22 protein-coding genes are annotated in these 22,734 nt (G+C 62.2%); 7 read left to right on the plus strand and 15 right to left on the minus strand.

Going from position 1 to position 22,734, the window contains the following annotated elements:
- The first annotated feature begins 35 nt into the window (after nucleotides 1–35).
- Genes KGB28_RS15990 through KGB28_RS16000 form a run of 3 tightly spaced genes read left to right on the plus strand, consistent with a single transcriptional unit; the run spans nucleotide 36 to nucleotide 2,605 of the window.
- A complete protein-coding gene (locus KGB28_RS15990; RefSeq protein WP_223446509.1) occupies nucleotides 36–776 on the plus strand; it encodes a glycosyltransferase family 2 protein in 741 nt (246 codons plus the stop codon).
- A complete protein-coding gene (locus tag KGB28_RS15995; RefSeq protein WP_223446511.1) occupies nucleotides 773–1,051 on the plus strand; it encodes a lipid-A-disaccharide synthase N-terminal domain-containing protein in 279 nt (92 codons plus the stop codon). The genes KGB28_RS15990 and KGB28_RS15995 overlap by 4 nt, the downstream gene beginning before the upstream one ends.
- Nucleotides 1,052–1,054: 3 nt before the next feature.
- Entirely contained in the window at nucleotides 1,055–2,605 is a 1,551-nt protein-coding gene (locus KGB28_RS16000; protein WP_223446513.1) for an ArnT family glycosyltransferase, read from the plus strand.
- A gap of 54 nt (nucleotides 2,606–2,659) precedes the next feature.
- Here the strand turns inward: KGB28_RS16000 and ahr are convergent, their stop codons facing one another.
- Entirely contained in the window at nucleotides 2,660–3,691 is a 1,032-nt protein-coding gene (gene ahr, locus KGB28_RS16005) for an NADPH-dependent aldehyde reductase Ahr (RefSeq protein WP_223446515.1), read from the minus strand.
- Nucleotides 3,692–3,891: 200 nt separating this feature from the next.
- Here ahr and KGB28_RS16010 point away from each other — a divergent pair, with 200 nt between their 5' ends.
- Nucleotides 3,892–4,092: a YbdD/YjiX family protein gene (locus KGB28_RS16010; protein WP_223446517.1), complete on the plus strand. Its 201-nt coding sequence runs from the start codon at nucleotides 3,892–3,894 to the stop codon at nucleotides 4,090–4,092.
- 13 nt (nucleotides 4,093–4,105) lie between these two features.
- On the opposite strand, the gene KGB28_RS16015 is transcribed toward KGB28_RS16010, so the two are convergent.
- The 6 genes from KGB28_RS16015 to KGB28_RS16040 form a co-directional block, all read right to left on the minus strand.
- Entirely contained in the window at nucleotides 4,106–4,873 is a 768-nt protein-coding gene (locus KGB28_RS16015; RefSeq protein WP_223446519.1) for a metallophosphoesterase, read from the minus strand.
- A 933-nt stretch (nucleotides 4,874–5,806) separates the two neighbouring features.
- Nucleotides 5,807–7,279: an aldehyde dehydrogenase family protein gene (locus KGB28_RS16020; protein ID WP_223446521.1), complete on the minus strand. Its 1,473-nt coding sequence runs from the start codon at nucleotides 7,277–7,279 to the stop codon at nucleotides 5,807–5,809.
- Entirely contained in the window at nucleotides 7,272–8,099 is an 828-nt protein-coding gene (locus tag KGB28_RS16025; protein WP_223446523.1) for an ABC transporter permease, read from the minus strand. Before KGB28_RS16025 ends, KGB28_RS16020 begins: the two co-directional genes overlap by 8 nt.
- Before the next feature lies 1 nt (nucleotide 8,100).
- Nucleotides 8,101–9,018 (minus strand): ABC transporter permease, encoded by a 918-nt coding sequence (locus KGB28_RS16030; protein WP_223446525.1) that lies wholly within the window; start codon nucleotides 9,016–9,018, stop codon nucleotides 8,101–8,103.
- A 31-nt stretch (nucleotides 9,019–9,049) separates the two neighbouring features.
- The gene (locus KGB28_RS16035; protein WP_223446527.1) at nucleotides 9,050–10,192 is read right to left on the minus strand and encodes a PotD/PotF family extracellular solute-binding protein; all 1,143 of its coding nucleotides are present in this window, start codon (nucleotides 10,190–10,192) and stop codon (nucleotides 9,050–9,052) included.
- 39 nt (nucleotides 10,193–10,231) lie between these two features.
- On the minus strand, nucleotides 10,232–11,347 hold the full coding sequence (locus KGB28_RS16040; RefSeq protein ID WP_223446529.1) for an ABC transporter ATP-binding protein: 1,116 nt from the start codon (nucleotides 11,345–11,347) through the stop codon (nucleotides 10,232–10,234).
- 559 nt (nucleotides 11,348–11,906) lie between these two features.
- Here KGB28_RS16040 and KGB28_RS16045 point away from each other — a divergent pair.
- Nucleotides 11,907–12,257, plus strand: a complete 351-nt coding sequence (locus KGB28_RS16045) for a DUF6124 family protein (protein WP_223446531.1) — start codon at nucleotides 11,907–11,909, stop codon at nucleotides 12,255–12,257.
- Nucleotides 12,258–12,591: 334 nt separating this feature from the next.
- On the opposite strand, the gene KGB28_RS16050 is transcribed toward KGB28_RS16045, so the two are convergent.
- From KGB28_RS16050 to KGB28_RS16060, 3 genes are all read right to left on the minus strand, one after another.
- Entirely contained in the window at nucleotides 12,592–13,416 is an 825-nt protein-coding gene (locus KGB28_RS16050) for a response regulator transcription factor (protein ID WP_223446533.1), read from the minus strand.
- Between the two features lie 158 nt (nucleotides 13,417–13,574).
- Nucleotides 13,575–13,970 (minus strand): VOC family protein, encoded by a 396-nt coding sequence (locus KGB28_RS16055; RefSeq protein WP_223446535.1) that lies wholly within the window; start codon nucleotides 13,968–13,970, stop codon nucleotides 13,575–13,577.
- Between the two features lie 23 nt (nucleotides 13,971–13,993).
- On the minus strand, nucleotides 13,994–15,223 hold the full coding sequence (locus KGB28_RS16060; RefSeq protein WP_317853304.1) for an MFS transporter: 1,230 nt from the start codon (nucleotides 15,221–15,223) through the stop codon (nucleotides 13,994–13,996).
- 134 nt (nucleotides 15,224–15,357) lie between these two features.
- On the opposite strand from KGB28_RS16060, the gene KGB28_RS16065 reads away from it, so the two are divergent.
- Entirely contained in the window at nucleotides 15,358–16,131 is a 774-nt protein-coding gene (locus KGB28_RS16065; RefSeq protein ID WP_223446536.1) for an AraC family transcriptional regulator, read from the plus strand.
- A 40-nt stretch (nucleotides 16,132–16,171) separates the two neighbouring features.
- Here the strand turns inward: KGB28_RS16065 and phnX are convergent, their stop codons facing one another.
- The 4 genes from phnX to psrA all read right to left on the minus strand — a co-directional run bounded on the left by phnX (nucleotide 16,172) and on the right by psrA (nucleotide 20,530).
- Nucleotides 16,172–16,999: a phosphonoacetaldehyde hydrolase gene (phnX, locus tag KGB28_RS16070; protein ID WP_223446538.1), complete on the minus strand. Its 828-nt coding sequence runs from the start codon at nucleotides 16,997–16,999 to the stop codon at nucleotides 16,172–16,174.
- Between the two features lie 86 nt (nucleotides 17,000–17,085).
- Nucleotides 17,086–17,958, minus strand: a complete 873-nt coding sequence (locus KGB28_RS16075; RefSeq protein WP_223446540.1) for a LysR substrate-binding domain-containing protein — start codon at nucleotides 17,956–17,958, stop codon at nucleotides 17,086–17,088.
- Between the two features lie 54 nt (nucleotides 17,959–18,012).
- Nucleotides 18,013–19,308, minus strand: coding sequence for an MFS transporter (locus KGB28_RS16080; RefSeq protein ID WP_223446542.1), 1,296 nt, complete (start codon nucleotides 19,306–19,308; stop codon nucleotides 18,013–18,015).
- Nucleotides 19,309–19,438: 130 nt separating this feature from the next.
- Nucleotides 19,439–20,530, minus strand: coding sequence for an iron-containing alcohol dehydrogenase PsrA (gene psrA / locus KGB28_RS16085; protein ID WP_223446544.1), 1,092 nt, complete (start codon nucleotides 20,528–20,530; stop codon nucleotides 19,439–19,441).
- Nucleotides 20,531–20,798: 268 nt separating this feature from the next.
- On the opposite strand from psrA, the gene KGB28_RS16090 reads away from it, so the two are divergent.
- Nucleotides 20,799–21,422 (plus strand): NIPSNAP family protein, encoded by a 624-nt coding sequence (locus KGB28_RS16090; RefSeq protein ID WP_223446546.1) that lies wholly within the window; start codon nucleotides 20,799–20,801, stop codon nucleotides 21,420–21,422.
- A gap of 24 nt (nucleotides 21,423–21,446) precedes the next feature.
- Here the strand turns inward: KGB28_RS16090 and KGB28_RS16095 are convergent, their stop codons facing one another.
- Nucleotides 21,447–22,733, minus strand: a complete 1,287-nt coding sequence (locus KGB28_RS16095) for an NAD(P)/FAD-dependent oxidoreductase (RefSeq protein WP_223446548.1) — start codon at nucleotides 22,731–22,733, stop codon at nucleotides 21,447–21,449.
- Nucleotide 22,734: the final 1 nt, after the last annotated feature.

The following is a 22,734-nucleotide window of genomic DNA, read 5'->3' on the forward strand; positions in this document are numbered from 1 at the left end:
GATCTCGAAAAATCAAACAGGGCGAGAGAGACCCCATGAGCCAAGACATTTTTGTATCCGTACTGATTCCCGCCAAGAACGAATCAAACAACCTCAAGCCATTGCTTGAGGAAATCCGCGTGGCGCTGGCCGATGAGGCTTACGAAATCATCGTGGTCGACGACGGCAGCACCGATGGGACCCTGCATGAGCTGCGGCAGATTCGCCAAAACGGCTTGCACACCTTGCGCATCCTGCATCACGAGCGGTCGCTGGGGCAGAGCACCTCGCTGTACCACGCGGCCCGTGAGGCTCGCGGGCAGTGGCTGGCGACCCTCGATGGCGACGGTCAGAACGATCCGGCGGACATTCCCGGCATGCTCGCGCTGGTGCGCGGCGAACCGGGCAAGGTCGATGTGCAACTGGTGGCCGGGCATCGGGTCAATCGCCGTGACACCGCGAGCAAACGCTACGCCTCGCGGTTCGCCAACAACCTGCGCCGCCGCCTGCTCAAGGACGCCACCCCGGACACCGGTTGCGGCCTGAAGCTGATCGAGCGCGCGGCGTTCCTGCGCCTGCCGTACTTCGACCACATGCATCGCTACATTCCGGCGCTGATCCAACGTCATAACGGGCGCATGATCGTGCACCCGGTCAACCACCGGCCGCGCACGGCCGGGGTGTCGAAATACGGCAACCTCGACCGCGCGCTCGTCGGCATTCTTGACCTGATCGGTGTCTGGTGGCTGATCAAACGCACGCGCCTGAATACCCAGGCCCAGGAGCTCGAAGGATGATTCTGACCCGTGAAACCCTGTGGTTGCTGGTCGGCTTTGCCGGGCAGGCGGCCTTTACCGGGCGGTTTGTCTTGCAGTGGTTGTACAGCGAGTACAAGAAACGCAGCGTGATCCCGACCAACTTCTGGTACCTGAGCATCGTCGGCAGCATCTTGTTGCTCGCCTACGCCATTTACCGCCAGGACCCGGTGTTCATCGTCGGCCAGGCGTTTGGCTCCCTCGTCTATTTTCGCAACCTGCAATTGATTGCCAAAAGCAGAAGCGTAAAGGAATAAGCAATGCGTAGATCGTTGTCGCCCAGGGTCGAGTGCCTGGGCCTGATGCTGCTCGCCCTGTTGCTGATCGGCGCGGGAATGGGCCTGCGTCAGGCGCAGAATGTGGACGAAGAGCGTTTCCTCGGTGTCGCACTGGAGATGCTGCAGAACGGTTCCTGGCTGATCCCGCATCGGGCCGCCGAGATCTACGGCGACAAGCCGCCGATTTTCATGTGGACGGTGGCGTTTTTCACCTGGCTGACCGGCAAACCCAACATCGCCCTTTATATCCCGGGACTGTTTTCGGCGGTGACGGTCACGGCGATGGTCTATGACCTGGGCCGGCGCCTGTGGACCCAGCGTACTGGGCGCAACGCCGCGCTGCTGTACCTGGCGACCTACCAGACCTACAGCATCCTGCGCACCGGGCAGATCGACAGCTTTCTGATCCTGTTCACCTCCCTGGGCCTGTACGGTCTGGCGCGGCACCTGCTGCTGGGACCTGCGTGGCGCTGGTTCTACGCGGGTTGCGCGGCCATGGGCATTGGCGTGATCACCAAAGGCGTGGGTTTCCTGCCGGCGCTGTTGCTGATTCCATACGCCTATGGGGTGCGCAAAGGCTGGCCCGGTGTGGTGACGATGCCCGGCGAGGCGCGCAAGTGGCTGCTCGGGTTTGCAGTGATGCTCGCGGCGATTGCGATCTGGCTGCTGCCCCTGGCCTTGTCCATTCTCTTCAATGGCAGCGCAGACGAAATTGCCTATGCGCGGGAGATCCTCCTGCGCCAGACCGCCGGCCGCTATGCCGCCGCGTGGCATCACCGCGAACCGTTCTGGTATTTCTTCACCAAGGTGATTCCGCAGTACTGGCTGCCGTTGGTGCTGGTACTGCCATGGCTGGTGCCGGCCTGGCGCCGTCAGTTGCAAAAACGCGATGGCCGGGTGTTGGTATTGCTCGGTTGGGTGCTGCTGGTGGTGCTGTTTTTCTGCATCAGCACGGGCAAGCGCAAGTTGTACATCTACCCGGCGCTGCCTGGGCTGGTGCTGGTCGCCGCGCCGTTGATCCCGTGGCTGCTCAAGCGCTGGTTCAAACGCCACCCGCGTTTGCGTCGGGTGTTCCCGGCACTGGTGGCGACCTGGTTCGCGTTGTGGTTCACCCGTGGTTTCATCGAACCGCTCAAGGATGGCACCAACGTTGATCAGGTGCTCATGACCCAGGCGGCGACCCTGACCCAGGGCGCCGATCTGGTGCTGGTCAACTGGGAGGAGGGGCACTGGTTGTTCGCCCGGCAACCGATCGTGCATTTCGGCATGGACAATTCGACCATCGAAAAGGCCGCGCTGTACCTGCGCGAGCATCCCAAGGCCTACGCTTTGGTGCCTGATGACGTACTCAACCAGTGCTTCAAACCCGAAGCGGCCCGTGAACTGGGGGAAAACGCCCGGGCGAACTGGTCGATCGTCGGCGCGGATGCCGACAACGGCAAATGCCTGCCGCAAGAGGTCGGCAAAGCCTATCGGTTCACCTGGAATGACCCGCATATGCCGGCAGAGCCGCTACAAGTGGCCAATCCCTGAGGGCAAAAAAAGGGCCGCTTGAACAAGCGGCCCTTTCTCTTCATTCGTCGCCTGTCACTGACTGGCGTCCAGCACCACGCGATAGCGCGCCTTGCCACTGCGCAAATGATCGATGGCCTCGTTGATCCGGCTCATGGGAAACATCTCGACCTGCGGCACAATCTGGTGGCGTGCGCAGAACTCCAGCATGGTCGCGGTGTTGGCGGGCGAGCCGACCGGTGAGGCGGACATGGTTTTTTGCTGGGGAATCAGCTCGAACACGTGCATGGGGATGGCATCGGGCACGACGCCGACAAAGTGCAGGCGACCCTTGCCGCGCAGGGTGGCGAGCATGGCGCTCCAGTCGAGGTTGGCGTTGGCGGTGACCAGGAGAAAATCCAGGGTGCCGGCAATGGCATTGAGCGCATCGGTATCGGTCGAGGCGACCACCTTGTGTGCGCCCAGGCGCTTGGCTTCGTCCTGCTTGCTCAGCGATGAGGTGAACGCCGTGACTTCGCAGCCCCATGCGTTGAGGAAGCGCAGCGCCAGGTGACCGAGGCCGCCGATGCCCACCACGCCGACCCGGTCAGTGGGCTTGATGCCGAACTCCAGCAGCGGGTTGAACACGGTGGAACCTGCACAGAACAACGGCCCGGCCATCGCCGGATCGAGCCCGGCCGGGATCGGCAGGGCCCAGGCCCAGTGCGAGCGAATGCGGTCGGCAAAGCCGCCGTTGCTGCCGATGATGGTCGGTTGCACGGTGCGACACAGGTTATGTGAGCCTTCGATGCACGAGGTGCAATGCATGCAACTGCCCTTGTACCAGCCGATGCCCACCCGTTGCCCCATTTCCAGGCCGCGCACCTGGTCGCCCATCCGCACGATACGGCCGACCACCTCATGGCCGGGGATGAACGGGTAGCGACTGATGCCCCAATCGTTGTCGATCAGCGACTGGTCGGAGTGGCAGACGCCGCAATATTCCACGGCGACTTCCACCTCATCGTTGCCCAACGGACCGGGATCGTAGCTGTAGCGTTCCAGTGGCGCGCCCGCTGCCGTGGCGGCCCAGCCGGTAAAGGTGGTGAGTTCGCTGCTGTCGCTCATGGGATACCTCCAGATCAGAAGTCAGGGGTCTTGGCCGCTTTGGTGCAGCGGCGGAGCGAGGAAAGTGTAGCGGGTCATGGGCGTTCCATTGGGCGCGCCGCCGGATACTTGAACATACAAAAGCACCCGATGTGGACACATTGCCGATACATCAGCGCGGTTTCATGGGGCCAGGTCCCACACTCACAGAGAGATCAGCCATGTTCCGCAAACTGCAGCAGGTCGCCAGATTGTTCAGCCAGAGCGCCCGATTGATAGTGGGTGTTCCCGAGTACGACAACTACGTGGCGCAAATGGCCCGCAACCATCCGGGCGAGCCGGTCATGAGTTATGAGATGTTTTTCCGTGAACGCCAGGAAGCGCGTTTTGGTCGGGGCAAGTGCAATACGCGGTGCTGCTGACCCGAGAGTTACCTCAGAAATCCAGATCGATCACGAAGGCATCATCGAAATCAGGATTTTCATTGATGCCATTCTTGGCATAGCCCCGGGGGTTGCAGACCACCCGGGTGTTGCCCACCCGATAATCAAAGCTGCCGTGGGTATGGCCATGCAGCCACAGTGCCGGCTGCCAGTCCTTGATCCGCGCTTCGAGGTCCGAGACAAAGCTTGAGTTGATCGGCGAACCGGCAAAGGTCGGGCTGATGCTCGACCGCGTCGGGGCGAAATGCGAGACCACCACCGTGGGCGTGCTGCTGTCGCGGCTGAAGCAGTCTTCCAGCCAGGCGACCGTCTGCAGAAACACCAGCTGGGAAATGGCCGGTGTGAACAGGTCCGGAAAGTCGGGGGCGATCCTGATGTGGCTGAAGTCACGGATCAACTGGGTCGCCAGATCGATGCCCAGCGCCCGATCATCCGGGCTGTCGAGAAGGCGATAGTCGGACCACAAGGTACAGCCGAGAAAGCGCACGCCGTCGTGGACGTACTCCGAACGTTCCAGTACGTGGATCTGTGTACCTTGCGACAAGCTGTTCAATTGCTCGTAGGTGGAGACCAGGTCACTGCCATAAAACTCGTGATTGCCCGCCACATACAACAGAGGAGCCGGGCAGGCTCTGGCCCACTCGATGGCCTTGGCCGGCCGGGCGATGTCCCCGGCGAGCACGACGATATCGGCCTCCACAGCGGGAAAAGGGATCGCGTTGACGGACAGGTGCATGTCGGACAGCAAAGCGATGCGCATGGATCAACTCCGGCGTGTCTTGAAGGGCAGGTCATTCAAGTTACGCGTTGATAACCCGTTGTCACAAGCCTGCTCCCACAGTTTGATCTTCAGTGAATGCCAATCTTACGGCTGGCCACAAACCCTGTGGGAGCGGGCTTGCTCGCGAAGAGGCCGGCACATCCAACAGAGGTATTGACTGACCCAGCGCTATCGCGAGCAAGCTCGCTCCCACAGATTTGATCTGCAGTGACCACCAATCCTGCGGCTGGCCACAATCCCTGTGGGAGCGAGCCTGCTCGCGAAGAGGCCGGCACATTCAACAGAGATATTGCCTGACCCAGCGCTATCGCGAGCAAGCTCGCTCCCACAATTTTGATCTTCAGTGACCACCAATTCTGCGGCTGGCCACAATCCCTGTGGGAGCGGGCTTGCCCGCGTAGAGGCCGGCACATTCAACAGAGATATTGGCCGACCCACCGCTTTCGCGAGCAAGCCCGCTCCCACAATTCTGATCTTCTGTGAACGCCAATCCCGCGGCCGGCCACAATCCCTGTGGGAGCGGGCTTGCCCGCGAAGAGGGCGGCACATCCAACCGAGATATTGGCAGACCCACCGCTTTCGTCGGATCGCCGCCCGGAGCAAGCCCGCTCCCACAATTCTGATCTTCTGTGAACGCCAATCCCGCGGCCGACCACAACCCCTGTGGGAGCGGGCTTGCTCGCGAAGAGGCCGGCACATTCAACAGAGATATTGGCCGACCCACCGCTTTCGTCGGATCGCCGCCCGGAGCAAGCCCGCTCCCACAATTCTGATCTTCTGTGAACGCCAATCCCGCGGCCGGCCACAATCCCTGTGGGAGCGGGCTTGCCCGCGAAGAGGCCGGCACATTCAACAGAGATGTTGGCCGACCCAGCGCTTTCGCGAGCAGGCTCGCTCCCACAGTTGACCCGTTTACTTCAAATACCACCCCCACGGCTGGTCGCTGACGTACTCGGTCACCTGCTTGACCTCAAGATAATTGTGCAGCCCCCATTGCCCCAGTTCCCGGCCAATGCCGCTGTGTTTCATCCCGCCCCAGGGCGCTTCGACGAAGGTCGGTTGCGAGCAGTTGACCCAGACGATCCCGGCGCGCAGCTGGTTGGCGACCCGGGCGGTGCGCTGCAAGTCCGCGCTCATCACGGCGGCGGCCAGGCCAAAGCGGCTGGCGTTGGCCATTTGCAGCGCTTGCTCTTCGGTCTTGAAACGCTTGATGCACAGCACCGGGCCGAACACTTCTTCGCGCCACAGAATGCTGCTGTGCCCCGGCTCATCGAAGATCGCCGGCTCGATGAAATACCCTTCGGCCAGATGCGCCGGTCGCCGTCCGCCGGTGAGCAAACGGGCGCCGCTGGCCAAGCCCTGGTCGATGAAACCGAGTACCTTGTCGTACTGGCCCTGGCTGACCAGCGGCCCCAGCAGTACACCGGGCTGCATGCCCGGGCCAATGCTGATCTTGCGGGTTTCTTCGACCAGACGTTCGATCAGGCGTGGGGCGATGCTTTCCTGCACCAGCAGGCGTGACGTGGCGCTGCACACCTGACCCTGGTTCCAGAATATCCCGAACAGAATCCACTCCACAGCGGCTTCGACATCGGCGTCATCAAACACGATGAAGGCAGACTTGCCCCCCAGTTCCAGGCTGATGTTCTTGATGTCCCGCGCCGCCGCCGACATGATTTTCGCCCCGGTGGGCACGCTGCCGGTGAAGGCCAGTTTGTCCACCCCCGGATGTTCGGTGAGCGGGCTGCCGGCGTCGGCGCCGAGGCCGGTGACCACGTTCAACACCCCGGCGGGCAAGCCGATGCGGTCGGCGGCGGCGGCCAGTTCCAGGGCGGTCAGCGGCGTCAGCTCGGACGGTTTCAACACCACCGTGGCCCCGGCGGCCAAGGCTGGCGCGACTTTCCACGCGGCCATCAGCAGCGGGTAGTTCCAGGGAATGATCTGCCCGGCCACGCCAATCGGCTCGTGGCGGATGCGGCAGCGAAAACGCTCATCCGGCAGGGCCAGCGGCTGATCCTGTTGCTGATCCAGTTCGCGGGCCAAACCGGCGTAGTAACGGAAGCAACCTATGGCATCACCAATGTCCCACTGCGCTTCGGGCAGGGGCTTGCCGTTGTCGCGCACTTCAAGTTCCGCCAGCGCCCGCTGGCCACTTTCCAGTTCATCGGCCAAGGCTTCCAGCCACTGTGTACGCTCGGCGCCGCTGGTCTGGCCCCAGCCATTGTCGAAGGCGCGACGGGCCGCACGCACGGCATGGTCGACATCCTCTTCAGTGCCTGCCGCCACGCGGTGGAAGACCTGTTCGGTGGCCGGATCGATCACGTCCAGATAACCGCCCAGGTCCGGGCTGACCCATTCGCCGTTGATGTAGAGCTGATCACGCATGGTGCGACTCCTTGACGCCGGTACGGCGGTTTTGCAGATGGCGGGAAGTGAACAGCAGGGCCAGCGACACGCAGATGATCACCGTGGAAATCGCGTTGATCTCTGGCGTCACGCCGCGGCGGATGGAGGAAAAGATGTAGATCGGCAGCGTCGTTTCCGAGCCCGCGACGAAGAACGCGATGATGAAATCGTCGAAGCTGAAGGTGAAGGCCAGCAGGAACCCAGCCATGATCGCCGGGCTGATCTGCGGCAGGGTCACCCGCCAGAAGGTGTCCATCGGTGGCGCGTACAGGTCCGCCGAGGCTTCCAGCAAGGCCTTGTCCAGTGAATCGACGCGACTGCGCACGATCACCATCACCAGGGCCATGGTGAACAACGAATGCGCGGCGATCACCGTAAAGAAGCCCATATTCAGCTTCGGCACTGTCGGCAACCAACTCGCCAGCAGCGGGTTGATCAGGTCGAACAGGCTGATGAAGGCGATCAGTGTCGAGATGCCGATGACAATGCCCGGCACGATGATCGCGCAGTAGGTCAGCGCATCGAACAGCATGCGCACTTTACTGCCGCAACGCTGCAAGCCGAACACCGCCAGGGTGCCGAACAGCGTGGCAATCACTGCTGAACTGAAGGCGATCAGCGCGCTGTTGCCCAGGGCTTCCATGATGAACGGGTTGCCGAACGCGGTGCCGAACCATTGCACCGAGCAGCACTGGAACGCCAGGCCACTGCGCCCGGCGTTGAAGCTGAACAGCACGATCAAGGCAATCGGCGCGTAGAGAAACAGGTACAGCGAGGTTGAATAGCTGCGCAGCCACATGTCACAGGCCTCCGTCGGCAGGGCGGCCGCCGTAGCGCGCCACCAGTTTCAGATACACGCCGATGATCAGCAGCATCATCGCCACCAGCGTCATGGCCAGCGCACTGCCGAACGGCCAGTTGCGCGATTGCAGGAACAGGTCGACCAGCGCGTTGCCGACAAAGAACACCTTGCCGCCGCCGAGAATGGCCGGGATCAGGAACTCGCCCATCAACAGGATGAACACCAGCATCACCCCGGTGATGATCCCCGGCGCAGACAGCGGCAGGGTGATCCGGCGGAAGCTTTCGAAGGCACTGGCGCCCAGGTCCGCCGAGGCTTCGAGCAGGCGCTTGTCGAGTTTTTCCAGGCTGACGTAGATCGGGAACACCATCAGCGGCAGGTAGCCGTAGACGATGCCGATCAGCACCGCCCATGGCGTGTTGATCAGCCGCACATCCTCAAGTCCCAGGCTGGCCAGCAGCGCCGGAATGCCCTTGCCGCTGAGGATGAAAATCCAGGCATAGGTGCGGATCAGGAAACTGGTCCAGAACGGCACGATCACCAGGGTCAGCAACAGCGAGCGGCTCCTCGTGACCTTGACCGCGAGGAAGTACGCCAATGGATAAGCCGCCACCAGGCACACCAGGGTGCCCAACGGCGCCAGCATCAGCGTATTACTGAACGCCGCGCCGCGAGAACCGAGGTTCAGGTAGTTGGCCAGGGTGAAGCCACCGGCGTAACCGCCCACGGCGCTGCGCTCGCCGAAACTGAAGACCAGGATGATCACCAGCGGCATCAACAACAGCAGCAGGAACCACAGGGTCGAAGGCAAGAGCATCAGCAGGGTGATGCGTCGGCCGAGGCTGCGCCGTTGGCGAACCTCGACCGACAGGGCGTGGCCCGGCTGCACCGTTTGCGGATGGGCGGCGGCATTCATGGGTGACTCCTCATTGGCCATGGTCAAGCGATCAGGCGGACTTGAAACGCGCCATCAGTTCGGCACGCGCCGGGCTGGTCAGCGTCGCGGCGGCACCGAACTCCAGCGGGCTCAGGGCCTCGGCGGCCGGGTACATGATCGGATCGTCGAGCATTGCCACCGGCAGCAGCGCGTCGACACGCTTGTCGCCGCTCGGGTAGCCATGGCTCAACACTTCCAGCTTGTTGTGCTGCGGGTCGAGCAGGTAGTTGATGAAGGCGTAGGCGGCGTCCTTGTGCTCCGAGCTTTTCGGAATCGCGAAAAAGTCGCTCCACAGCTCGCCACCTTCCTTGCCCAGCTCGAACTGCATTTGCGCGTTGTCGCGGTGCAGTTGCGAAGCGTCGCCGGTCCACGACATCGCCAGCCAGGCATCGCCGCTGCGCATCGACGGCTGGATGTCGGAGTTGATCGCGAACAGGTGCGGCTTGACCTCGATCAGCAGTTTTTCCGCGTCGGCCAATTCTTTCGGGTCCAGGGAGTTGAAGCTGTAGCCGAAGCTTTTCAGGGCGTTGCCGATGGCGGTCAACTGGTAGTCGTGAACCATCGTCCGGCCGCTGGCCGGGCCTTGGGCGGCGGCCCAGAATTCCTTCCAACTGGTCGGGCCGTTTTTCAGTTTGCCGCTGTCGTAGAGCATGCCGGTGGTGCCCCAGTTTTTCGGCACCGCGTAGACCTTGCCGTCCACCGTGCCCTGGGCCATGAACTTCTGCTGGAACGCCGAGGCGTCGAAGTTGGGAATGCGCGACAGGTCCAGCGGCTCGATCAGCCCCAGGCCGACGTAGGTGCTGATGGTGTAGTTGGTTGGCACCAGCACGTCCCAGCCACTGCCACCGGCCTGCAATTTGGCGAGCATTTCTTCGTTGGAACCGAACACGCTCATCGACACCCGGGCGCCGGTGGTCTTGCCGAACGCGTCGAGGTTTTCCTGGCTGTGGTAGTTCGGCCAGGTCGCCAGCGCCAGGCGATCACCGAGTTTGCCTTGCTCGGCGGCCTCGGCGGTGGAAGTCAGCAGGCCGGGCATATTGGTGGCGACCACCGCGGCGGCGATCCCCAGGCCCGTGCGGCCAAGGAACTCGCGGCGGCTGATCGAGCCGTTCTGCCAGCTGCGCAGGGTTTTTATAAAAGTCTTCTGGTCCATAGCACGCTCCACATCCGGTTGATGAAACGAATCGATGATTTACAACGCCATGGCCAGGCCATTGGCGTGATCCCAGCCGACGCGCACTGGCGCGCCGTGTTCGAATGCACTGGCGCCGTGGTCCTGCTGGCGCGGCACCCGCACGCAGACCACGCCGAAGGCCTGGGTGCGCACGCGGTATTCGGTGGAGTTGCCCAGGTAAATGCGGTCCTCGACGCAGCCTTGCAGCTTCACTTGCCGGGTCATTTCGGCGTTGGCGCTGGCGATGCTGATCAACTCCGGGCGCACAGCGATGCAACCGGCGGCATTGGCGCTCAGACCTTTGCCGGTAGGCGTCAGCGGGCTGGTCAGCTCCAACCCTTGCTCGGTGCGCAGGACGACGGAGTTGCCGGTGAGCTGGCGCACGGTGCCGTCGAACAGGTTGGACTCGCCGATAAAGTCGGCCATGTAGCGGCTGGCCGGGGCTTCGTAGAGTTGTTCCGGGGTGGCGGTCTGGATGATCGAACCGTTGTGCATCACGCTGATGCTGTCGCTCATCGACAGGGCTTCCTCCTGGTCGTGGGTGACCAGCACGAAAGTGATGCCGACTTCACGTTGCAGGCGCAGCAGCTCCGATTGCATCTCCTTGCGCAGCTTGCGGTCCAGTGCGGCCAGCGGCTCGTCGAGCAGCAACACCGTCGGCTTGTTGACCAGGGCGCGGGCGAGGGCGACACGCTGTTGCTGGCCGCCGGACAATTCACTCGGCTTGCGCTGGCCGAAGCCGCTCAGGCGCACCATCTCCAGCGCTTCATCGGCCATGCGCAGTTGCTGTTTCTTGTCCGGGCGCGGCGTGCGATAGCGCAGGCCATAGGCAATGTTCTGCGCCACGGTCAAATGCGGGAACAGCGCGTAATGCTGGAACACCATGTTCACCGGCCGCTCGAACGCCGGCACGCCGGCCACGTTTTTACCGGCCAGGCGCACCTCGCCGCTGGTGGGCTGTTCGAAGCCGGCGATCATGCGCAGGGTGGTGGTCTTGCCACAGCCCGAACCACCGAGAAAGGAATGAAACGAGCCACGCCGCACCGCAAAATCCAGACCACTGACGGCCTGCACCTCGCCATAGCGTTTGACCACATTGCAGAATTCGATATCGCTTGGCGGTGTATTGTTCACGAGGCGGGCTCCCTTGCAGTGATGAATCAGTGCGTCGGGGCCAAACTAGCAATGGGGGTTTTGCGGTGTATATATCCCTTGGGGGATAGGAGGGATTGTTGTAGGAGCGAGCTTGCTCGCGATGGGCTCAAGAGCGCTGCGTTCAGCCAGTCATCACGCGTATTCGTTAACGTCCATCGCGAGCAGGCTCGCTCCTACAAAATGCAGATGCGTGTTTAAAGACACCCGGCGTTACTTCGCGAGGGCTACACCACCTTGCGTCGTTGCCTACAGGTACGCCAGAATCCGCCGGCTTGTGCGCCTTGGGGTTGGGTTTTATCGTTGGCCGGTCGCTGGAAAACAGTGATCGGGTTTGGTAGCCCGTCTTCGTTCTAGGCGCATTGCGCCACCTTGATGCAGTCATTTTTTGGGACTGTGTTTTATATGGTGGTCATGCGCGGGGCTCCCTTGCGGGCGCCGGGTTCTAGTGCGACCGGTCTACCAACCCGCGTGTGGCCGCCACCTTTCGTTTGGTAGCGAGGGTGATGGCTCCTTACTATTCGCGCTAGAGGTTGATTCCATGTTCAAGGTCACACCCAACCCGCCGGGCACCACCGATCCGGCATCCCCGTACGAAAGCCTCGATTCAAACAAGGTCCATGAAGCCGCCAAACACGATCTCAACCCCGGCCCCGCCATCATGGCCACCCCGCGTGCACCCAGCACGATGTTCATGGTCAATCCCGAACTCAGTGCCGAAACCTTGCTGGTGCACGCGTGTGAATCGCTGGCGTCGGCCAATGTCATGGCCAACGATCTGGTGGAACATCTGGAAGGGACAAGCCGCAATGCGCTGTTGGGTATTGCGCAGGTGATCATGCTGGGGGAGTTGGCGGTGAACAGGGCGTTGGATCAGCTTGATCCGCCCTGACCACAATCTTCAGATCACCAGTAGAGCTGTGGGAGCGGGCTTGCCCGCGATGGCGGTATGTCAGACACATCAATGTTGAATGTGCTGCCGCTATCGCGGGCAAGCCCGCTCCCACAGGGTTTTCTGCTTACTGACAGGTATCAGGCTTGCAGCTTGAGCCCAGGGGCGCAGGATCAGCTTGATTCGCGCTGACCACAATCTCCGGATCACCGACAGACCTGTGGGAGCGGGCTTGCTCGCGAAGGCGGTGTGTCAGGCAACTTATATGTTGGCCGAAAAACCGCTTTCGCGAGCAAGCCCGCTCCCACAAGGGTTTTCTGTTAACCGATAGGTGTCAGGCTTGCAGCCTGAGGCCCGGAGCCTGCAACGGATCCTCCGTCAACTCCCGAATAAACAACCCCAACAACTCCGACTGGCTGCCAATGCCCAGCTTGGCGTAGATGTTCTTGCGGTGAATCTTCACCGTGCCGGGGCTGATGTTCAGTTGCTCAGCCACCGAAGCACTGGAGTGACCACGCAATAACAATTGAACGATTTCCTGCTCGCGGCCGGTGAGGATGTGCGCGCCGAACTGGTCGAAGGCTTCGCGGATCTTGAAGTCCAGGTCCTGCGCCGGTCGCGGCTCTTGAGCCTGACGCAAACGCCAGGCCTCATTGATGACCTGCTCGACCACCGCTTGCGCGCACTCGACCAGTTGCATTTCGTCCCGGCTGAATGCACAGCTGGCGCTGGAGCGCATCAACGACAACACCGCCGTGGCACCACCGCCGAGGTCGACGAAAAACGCCACTTCCTCGGCCAGTCCGGTTTGCTGGTAATAGGTCAGGAAGTACTCGCCGAGGTAGAAGTGGTCGGGGGCGAACTGGCGCAGACGCCACAGCCCCGGCGCCTGCCCGCGTGTACAGGCCAGGTAGAACGGATCGAGCAGGTACGGCCCGCACTGATAGTCGTCGACATACACCGCCCGCTTGTCCGCCGAGAACGTATCGAACAACGCCAGTGGCCGGTGATTGCCCTCGTAGACGAACAACACGAAATGATCGACCGGGCAGATTTGCCGAAGCCAATGGCTCAACCCCGACAGCCGCGCATGCCCGGCAGGCAGGTCGAGCAGGTGGGCGACACCGGTGGTCCAGAGTTTCAGTTCCTTGGGGCGCATGGCGGCTACAGGTAGAAGAGGATGGCCATTGGATGCACAAAGTACGCCATGGCGGGTGGCCCCGTGTGGAGCGGGGTGGCGCACGGCAAGGCGTTTAAAAGACGCACTGCATTGGGGCCGGGTGTTACCGAGTGCTACAGGGTTGGTAGCAGAAATGATCAGGCGGTTGAGTTTTGCTGAACGATCTGGATGAGATTGCCGCAGGTGTCGTCCAGTACCGCGAGGGTGACCGGTCCCATCACCGTCGGCGGGCGGGTGAATTGAACGCCGGCGGCGCTGAGCCGGGCATATTCGGCTTGCACGTCTTCGACGCCGAAAAAGGTGCAGGGAATGCCGTCCTGCTTGATCGCGCTCTGGAACGTCTTTGCCGCGCCGTGGGCATTGGGCTCCAGCAGCAGTTCGACACCTTCGGGATCGCCGGGAGAGGTCAGCGTCAGCCAGCGATGTTCGCCCATGGGGATATCGTGCTTGAGTTCAAAACCGAGCACATCCCGGTAGAAGGCAAGCGCCTTGGCCTGATCATCGACGAGCACGCTGGTGACTACGATTTTCATGGGGGTTTCCTCCTGATGCCTATTCACGCTCCCGACGAGCGTTGTCCAGTAGACGGCAACAGTATGGTCAGAATTCCCAGCAACGGCAGGAACGAACACAAGGTGTAGACATATTCGATGCCATGAATATCCGCCAGGTGCCCCAGCAGCGCGGCACCGATCCCGCCAAAACCGAACATCAGGCCGAAGAACACCCCGGCGATCATGCCGACGTTGCCGGGCACCAGTTCCTGGGCGAAGACCACGATGGCCGAGAACGCCGAGGCGAGGATGAAGCCGATGATCATGCTCAGCACGCCTGTCCAGAACAGGTCGACGTAGGGCAGGGCGAGGGTGAAGGGTGCGGCGCCGAGGATCGAGAACCAGATCACCTGCTTGCGGCCGATCCGGTCGCCGATCGGGCCACCAAAAAAGGTGCCCGCAGCGACGGCGCCAAGAAACAGGAACAGGTACAGCTGCGAACTGGCCACCGACAGGTCGAATTTCTCGATCAGGTAGAAGGTGAAGTAGCTGGTGAAGCTGGCCATGTAGAAGTATTTGGAGAACACCAACAACGCCAGCACCACCAGGGCGAAGGTCACCCGCCGCTTGGACAGGCCGTGGGTGGCCTTGCTGCCTTGCTTGAGCTTGAACAGGTTCAGGTGATTGCGGTACCAGCGGCTCAGGCCGTATTGCACGAGGATGGCGAACACCGCGAACAGGCCGAACCAGGCGACGTTGCCCTGGCCGTAGGGAATGATGATCGCGGCGGCCAGCAAGGGGCCGAAGGCGCTACCGGCGTTGCCACCGACCTGAAAGGTCGACTGTGCCAGGCCGTAGCGCCCACCCGAGGCCAGCCGCGCCACCCGCGAGGTCTCAGGGTGAAAGGTCGACGAGCCAACCCCCACCAGCGCCGAGGCCACGAGAATCGCCGGGAAGCTGCCGACCATCGACAGCATCAGAATACCGATCAGGGTGCAGACCATGCCCGCCGGCAACAGCCACGGCTTGGGATGCCGGTCGGTGTAGAAACCGATCCACGGTTGCAGCAGTGAAGCGGTGAGCTGGAAGGTCAGTGTGATCAGGCCGACCTGGGTGAAGCTCAGGCCATAGCTGGCCTTGAGCATCGGGTAGATCGACGGCAGCACGGCCTGGATCAGGTCGTTGATCAGGTGCGCCAGCGCGCAGGCGCCGATGACGCGCATGACCAGGGGGCTGGCCTGGCTGGCCACCGAAGCGGTGGGTGAGGGTGAACTGAGGGTGGTGGTCGACATGGGCGATCTTCCGGATAAATAACGCGAACTGCGAACGCAAGGCGCAGCCAATTTCAGGGTTCGGCGTTATCCTAGGGGCCTCAAGGGCGCCCGTCTCACGCAACTCGGGCATGGACCATCGCAAAAAGGGCGTCATGATCAAACCATTGCAGGCATTTCTTGCGGAGATCGACCAGGGCGGCTGGAGCGTTCGCAGCAGTGCGACCGACTACCCGGAAAACTGGATCATCGCGCCGCACTCCCATGAAAAGCATCAACTGATCTATGCCATCGAAGGCGTGATGGTGGTGCACACCGCCACCAGCCAATGGACGGTGCCGCCGAGCCGTGGCATCTGGATGCCCAGTGGAGAAGTGCACTCGATTCGTTGTGTGGGGGCGATCAAGATGCGCAGCGTTTTCGTGCGCCCTGACCCGAGCCTGGATCTGCCCGGCGAAACCCGGGCGGTGAGTGTTTCCGCGTTGCTGAGCGAGCTGATCAAGGTCTCGGTCGATTTCGACTTTGCCTGTGAGCCGGACTCGCGGGAAGCCCGGGTGCTGCGGCTGATCCTGGATGAACTGACGATCCTGCCGACCTTGCCCCTGAACCTGCCGCAGCCCGCCGATCAGCGTATCAACCTGATCTGTAGCGCGTTGCAGCGTGATCCCGGGGATGGCTCGACGCTGTCGGACTGGAGCGCCCGCTTGAGCCTCGACGCCAAAACCATCCAGCGCAGGTTCCGCAAGGAAACCGGCATGACCTTTGGCCAATGGCGCCAGCAAGCGCGACTGCTGCTGGCGCTGGAACGCATAGCCGTCGGGGAGAAGATCATCGACATCGCCGGGGGGCTGGGATACGACAGCCCCAGCGCGTTCACGACCATGTTCAAGAAGCAGTTCGGCAAGACGCCGAGTGATTTTTTCAAGTGAGGCGGCCGCCCGTGGGACGGCCGCTTGACGCCTGAATCAATCAGGAACCTTGCGGCGTTTCACCGCGCGCCAACCGGGCATTGATGTCCTCGATGACCGCCGGCAGATCGACGATGGTGTCGATCAGGTAGTGCGGGCGCGAGCCTTCGAACATCTTGACGATGCGCGCCCGCTCGCTGTCCAGCCTGTCGGAGGGCAGGGCCTTGTATTGCTCGTAGGTCAAGCCCAGGGCATTGCCCGAACAGGTCAGCGCTACCGTCCACATCCCGGCGGCACGGCCTTCGAGAATGCCGGGCCAGGTGTCGTCGACCTTGACGCAGGCGGCGACGTCGCTGATCCCCAGGGCAATCACGTTGGCCAAAGCCTGGGCCGGGTAGGGGCGGCCGTTCGGCACCTCGTCGGTGGCCACCACATGGTCCGCCACGTAGCCATTGTGCCGCGCCAGTTCGACCACTTTTTCCATGACCACGGCCGGGTAACCGGAGCAGGAGCCGATTTTCAGGCCCTTGTCGCGCAAGGCATCGATGGTGTTCAGCGCGCCGGGAATCAGGGCCGAGTGCAGGGCGATTTTCTCGATCTGCAGCGGCATGAACCGTTCGTACAGTGCGGTGACATCGTCATCGGTCGGCAGGCGGTCAAACACCGCACGGTAGCGTTCGGCGATCTGCGGTTGATTGCACAGGGTGCGGATGTGATCCCACTTGCCCATGCCCATCGGGCCCCGCGCTTCTTCCAGCGAAACGGCGACGCCGAATTCGGCAAAGGCTTCGACGAAAATCTGCGTGGGGGCGAAGGAGCCGAAATCGACAACGGTGCCGGCCCAGTCCAGGACCACGGCTTGCAGTTGGCTCGGTTGTTGGTAGTTCATGGTATTTCTCCATTTTTTGTTGTGGGCAGGCCGTCCCTCCTGTCGCCAGGAAGTAGGCCTATGGATTGCTCAAGGGTGAGACGAAATCAGGTGGCCGGGATCGGGCTCGAGTCGAACAGCTCCGCGATCATTGGCCGGTTTCGGCGAATGCCCAGGCAGCACAGGTGGTAGTCGATGGAAAACGGGTGATTGACGAAGGTGATTGGTTTGGTGCCCGGGGTTTCGGCGTACTCGACGGCCGAGACGAAACCGATGCCGATGCCCTTGGCGATGGCATGCACGATGGCCTCGCGGCTGTTCAACTGCATGACGCAGTTCAGCGCGACGCCCAGTTGCTTGCAGCTTTCCTCCACCAGTTGACGAGTACGGGAGCTTTTTTCCCGCAGCACCCATTTCTCCTCGCTGATCTGCTCGACATGTACTTCTTTCTGCCGGGCCCAGGGATGGTCGTCACGCACCACGGCAATGATCGGGTAGCGCCGGTAAAGCTGCGTGTCAAAGCGCTGGTCGAATTCGGACAGGGCCAGGATCGCCACATCGATATCGAAGTTGAACAGGCGATCCAGGGTCTCTTTTTCCGGGGAGAACGAGGTTTCCAGCTCGATGTCCGGATGCCGTTGCATCAGTTCGTAGGTCAGGTTCATGGCAATCGGCGGCGACACCGCGCCCAGGCGCAACATGCCGGTCTTGCGTTGCTTGAAACTTTGCAGCAATTGCACGGCTTCATCCTCCTGGCCGAACAGGCCCTGGGTGATCGCGTAGAGCTGGTGCCCGGCGGCACTCATTTCGATAAAGCGGCCGCGGCGATGGAACAGTTCCACGGAAAACTTCTTCTCCAGGGCATTGACCTGCTCACTGACCGTGGGCTGGCCGACGCTCAAATACTCGGCGGCGAGGGTGAAGCTGCCGGTCTTCGCCACCGCATGAAATGAACGTAGCCACTTGTGGTACTGGTACATAGACGATCCTGTTCCTGAGCCGCTGCCATTGATTCAATCTGTCCAGCCGGGCCATCAACGCCTGATGAACAGCGCCACCGACGCGCTGCAGAGACAGGCAGCGGTGACCACGATGAAGATCAGCGAGGTGTTGCCGGTACTGTCGAGCATACTGCCGATCAGCGGTTCCGCCAGGCCGGCGAACAGGTAGGACGAAAAGTTCATCACCCCGGTCGCGGTGCCGGCGCGCTTGGCGCCCACCAGGTCCGGGCACAGCGCCCAGAAGCTGGAAGCGGGGCCGTACACGAAGAAACCGCAGAGGAACAACGCCACAAGACCAGTTGCGCTGTGGGGGGCAAGGGTCCACATCCACATACTGGTCGCCGCGCCGAGGAACATGTAGAGCATGATCGCCAGGTAGCGTTTGGAGCCGAACAGCTTGTCCGAGATCCAGCCGTTGCTCAGTGCGCCGATGGCCATGCCGACGGGAAGGGCCACGGTGATCCACTTCGGATCGATCATGCTGTCGCCGGTCTTCCAGTTGGCACCCAGGAAGTGCACCGGCACCCAGACGATCAAACCGTAGCGGGCAGCGTTCTGGAAGCCCAGGGACACGGCGGCGATGATCAGGCGGAAGTTTTTCAGAACGGCTTTATAACGCTGCGCGGAAGTTTCGACTTCGCCCTGGGCCACTTCATGGCTTTTGTCCTCGGTGTTGGCCACACCGGTGTCGGCAGGCGGTTCGAAACCCAGGTCTTGCGGACGCTCGCGGGCCACCAGGTAGAAGATGATGCCGCCCGCCAGCATGAGCAACACGGGCAGGCGGAAGATCCAGCGCCACTCCAGATGCATCACTTCCAGCACGACGATCGAAGTCACGTAGGACAGCACCGACGCGCAGCCGGCCGCGAACACATAGAAACCGTAGACCTTGCCGCGTTCGCCCGCGCTCCACCAGTTGGAGATCAGCCGACTGCCCGGTGCCCAGCCCAATGCCTGGAAGTAGCCATTGATGCCCCAAGGCAAAATCAACGCGGCAAAGTTGCTGGCGAAGCTCGTCACCCAGTTGGCGCCGCAGGACAGCACGGCGCCCATGGTCATGATGCGTCGGCCACCGAATTTGTCGGCGAGGTTGCCGTTGATGGCCTGGCCAATCGCGTAGGCCCAGAGCATGGCGGCCGATGCCCAGCCAAGGTGCTCTTTGGTAAAGCCGAACTCGGCCTGGATACCGGGGATGGCGAAACCGAACGTTTGTCGCCCGGTATAGAAAAACAGATAGCAAAACATGGCTGCCAGCAGCATGCGCCACTGGGCGACGCGAAACGATGCAGTGTGTACGGCGAGACCTGGCATGGTTTGGGCACGATTCATGATCTTTTCCTTATTCTTGTTCGGTCCCTGCGAGTTGCATCGCAGGGTGCACTCTTTTTCAGGTGCAGCAGGAAATCGTCGCGGCTCGTTACGCCGCTGGCAGTGTAGTGTCTTTGGGGGCTGGCGAGCCCTAGGCCGCTCGTGAGCCGATGAAGTTCTTGCCGCGTGCGCCCTGCAGGGCGAAATCGATCATGGTTTGGGCCTCTTCGGCCGTCACGCCGTAGTCGGCGAACTCGGTTTTCACCTCCAGGCTGTGCAGGAAGGCGCGCAATCGGGCCTGGGCTTTATCCAGGTCCGGCCCGAAAACCCGTTGCAGGGTCTTGTCGCGCGTCTCGTCGTGGCCCCAGGCAAGGCCCAACACCAGTGGCAGGGTGAAGGAGCAGGCAATGCCGTGGGGCAAGCCGTAGTGCAAGGTCATCTCATAGGAAATGGAGTGGGCCAGCGCGGTCTTGGTGTTGGAGAACGCCATGCCGGCCTTGAGTGCGGCGAGGGCCATCCGTGAACGCAGTTCCTGACTGGACAGGTCCCGCCGCAGCAAGGGCAGGCATTCGAGGATGTCCTCGATGGCAGAGATGGCGAAGGTGTCGGAAAGCGGGTTGGCGTTGATGTTCCAGATCGACTCCAGTGCGTGGGACAGTGCATCCAGCCCGGTGGAAACGGTGACGCTGGCCGGCACCGTGAGCATCAGTTGCGGATCGATGATGGCGACGCGAGGCCAGGTACAGTCCAGGTGCAGCGAGTACTTCTTGTGGTTGGCGGCGTCCCAGATCGTCGCCCAAGGCGTGACCTCACTGCCGGTGCCCGCCGTGGTCGGTGCTGCGATCAGCTGTTTACTGCGTCCCGGAACGAAGGGTTTGCCGCTTGCCAGCAAGGCCAGCAGCTCATCGAAGCGGCCTGACTCGGTGCCGACAATCAGCGCCTTGGCGGTGTCGATGGCACTGCCGCCACCGACGGCAATCACGACATGGCAATCGCCGGCCTCTTGCCAGAAACGTTCATAGGTCGCGCGAAGTTGCGCGACATCGGGGTTGGGCTGGACATCTTCGATCACGTAGACCAACCGTTCGCCCAGCAACGCTTGAAGGCGATCCACCAGCCCCAGGCCACGGGCTTCGGGAAAGGTCACGACGGCAACGTTCTGGTGTTCGGTGATGGCGGCAAGCTCTTGCAGGCTGCCCCAGCCGAAACGGGTATCCACTGGATTGTGAAATCGGGCGGTCATGGCGGGTCCTTGGTTTTTGTTGTTGGAAGTGACGCCATGCTCGCGGTCCACGGACTGCTGCACAAATCGATAATTCGCAGGTTTGAATCGGCTGGGCCGATAACGGCCGATTGGAAGGACGTGGCTGATGTTTCGCTTTCAATCGCTGTAAAGAAACTACCTACCGCCCTGCGGCAATCACCATGAGTGATGGTGATTGCCTCAATATCCCGCCTGCGGGGGCTGCCCTAGGCTGTGTGCTTTTGGCAAACCGGTGGGCGGAGTTGTTATGCGTTTATTTGAACTGATTACTTTCACTGTGCGGGTGCGCACGGTTGCGCAAGCGTTGGCGCAGATCGAGGCGGCGCTGGACGACCCGAAAGTCGGCGGGGTGTTGATGGGGTGCTGGGCCTCGGAAATCGGTCAGTTGAACCAGATCGCCGTGCTGCGTGGCTACGCCGACGAACACCTGAGGCAAGCGGAGCGCGAGCGTTTCCTGCTGGTGGGCGGGGCGTTTGGCATCAACGAGTTCATCACCGATCTGCGCATCGAAAACTACACGCTGTTTCCCTTCCTCGAACCCTTGAGCGCGGGGCCGCACGGTCCATTCTACGAACTGCGCGTCTACGACCTGGTCAGCAGTGGGTTGCAGCCCACCCTCGACGGCTGGAGCAACGCCATCGAAGCGCGAACCGCCGAACAGTATTCGCCGGTGTACGCGGCGTTCTACGCCACCGACGGCGCGCTGCCGCGCTATCTGCATATCTGGCCCTGGACCACCCTGGAGCAGCGCCTGCAAGTGCGCACCCAGGCGGTCGCCGACGGCGTCTGGCCGCCGGAAAACTCCGGCCCGCAACTGCGCGACATGTGCTCGACGATCTACCTGCCCGCGAAGTTCTCGCCCTTGCAATGACGAGGGCGCGGCTCGACCGGAGCCTCAGAAACGATCCAGCCGGTACGGCGCAGTCGCGGGCAGACCGTGAGGCTGGGCGTCGGTCAGGGGCGAGGCCATCTGCGCAATCATTTCCGCCGTGACCGCCGCCTGGGTCAATCCCAGATGCTGATGGCCGAAGGCGAGCAGGACCTTGCCGTCGCACACCCGGTCGATGATCGGCAGGGAGTCGGGCAAGGACGGGCGGAAACCCATCCACGGCGTGGCGGCTTCGGCACTCAGGTCGCGTTTGAACAGGCCTTTGCTCAAGCGGTGCAACTGCCAGGCGCGCTCCATGGTCGGTGGGCATTCGAGACCGGCGAATTCGACGGTGCCGGCCAGGCGCAGCCCGTCAGCCATCGGCGTCATGATGAACTTGCGCTCCAGTGAGGTGACGGCAAACGGCAAGCGTTCGTGCTCGTGGGGCAGCATCAGGTGATAGCCGCGCTCGGTGTCCAGTGGCACTTTTTTGCCGGTTAGCGCGGCGGTGAGCCTGGCGGAATGGGCGCCGCAGGCAATCAGTACTTGTCGACTGCTGACGTGGCCTTGATCGGTGATCAACGACACGCCGTGTTCATTCAATTGCCCGCCCTCGACCCGCTGCTTGAGGAACTGTACGCCGCTGCTTTTGGCCGCGTGGACCAGTTCGCCGACCACCTGGAAGGGATCGAGGAAATGCCCGGTGCGCGGGAAGAACAACCCGCCCTGGATCTGCTCGCTGAGTTGCGGCGCCGCGTCGCGTACCGCCTTGGCCTGCCAGAAATCCACCGGCACTTGCTGCTGGCGCATGCGTGCCTGTAGCGCTTCGATGGCCTGTTGCGAGTCGGGGCGCTCGAACACCAGCAACGAGCCGTCTTCCTTGAGCAGCCCTGGGCGCTCGATGGTCTCCAGCAAGCGCTGCCAGGCGCCCAGGCTGCTTTCATTGAGGGCGCGGATGCCGGCCACGGTGCGCTGGAACGGCGCCGGGCGCAGGTTGAGCAACAGGCGCATGAACCAGGGCAGGGCCCGGGGCATGTATTTCCAGTCCAGGCGCAACGGGCCCATCGGGTCCATGAGCATGGCGGGCAGGCGTTTGAGGATCGACAGGTCGGCGATGGGAAACACCTGCTCGGTGGCCAGGTGCCCGGCATTGCCGAAGGAGGCGCCACGGCCGGGCTCCTGTTGATCGATGACCAGGACCCGCCGGCCTTGGCGCGCCAGGCGCAGGGCGCAGGCGACGCCGATGATCCCGGCGCCGATCACCGCAACGTCTGCCTCGGCGTGTGGGCTGTTGAAAAGGGAGTCGTTGGACATG

The organism is Pseudomonas sp. BF-R-19 (assembly GCF_019956445.1).
Taxonomy (GTDB): domain Bacteria; phylum Pseudomonadota; class Gammaproteobacteria; order Pseudomonadales; family Pseudomonadaceae; genus Aquipseudomonas; species Aquipseudomonas fluorescens_BH.